The 567-nt window shown below is 59.3% G+C and carries 1 protein-coding gene; it reads left to right on the forward strand.

Annotated features, from left to right (window positions below; translation table 11 throughout):
* Window positions 1-69 precede the first annotated feature (69 nt).
* Window positions 70-567, forward strand: a 498-nt coding sequence (locus tag JKL45_RS29725) for an IS6 family transposase (RefSeq protein ID WP_201865380.1), incomplete at its 3' end; no start/stop codon positions are given.

Here is a 567-nt window from a genome sequence, read left to right on the forward strand (position 1 = left end):
GGTTCTGTCGCAAACACTTTGTTTCAGAGTTTCAGCTACTGCTCCCGGGGTTCAGGGACGGAGGGCGGCGTGTTCAAGGGCAGGCATTTTGATCGATCCGTGATCCTGCTCTGCGTGCGGCGGTATCTGGCTTACAATCTGAGCCTCCGAAACCTCGAGGAGATGATGGCTGAGCGCGGCATCTCGGTCGACCACGCGACCATTCACAGATGGGTTGTCCGATACTCGCCCGAACTTCTGAAGCGCTTCAATGCCCGCAAGCGAGCCGTCACTGCCAGGTGGCACGTCGACGAGACATATATCAGGGTCAGAGGCTGGTGGCGGTATCTCTATCGCGCCATCGACAGCCAGGGCGACACGGTCGAATTCTGGTTCAGCGAGCGGCGCAACCTGGCTGCGGCCAAACGATTTTTGAGCAAGGCCCTCAAGAGTCACGGTCGGCCTGAGCGGATCGTGATCGACGGCAGTCAGACCAATCGTGAAGCAATCTTATCCTGCGACACGACAAACCGGCTGCAGGACCGATCACGGCGGAAGCTCAAGCCGATCCGCATCCGGCAAAGCGCC

The sequence above is a fragment of the Microvirga soli genome, from assembly GCF_016734765.1.
GTDB classification, from domain to species: domain Bacteria; phylum Pseudomonadota; class Alphaproteobacteria; order Rhizobiales; family Beijerinckiaceae; genus Microvirga; species Microvirga soli.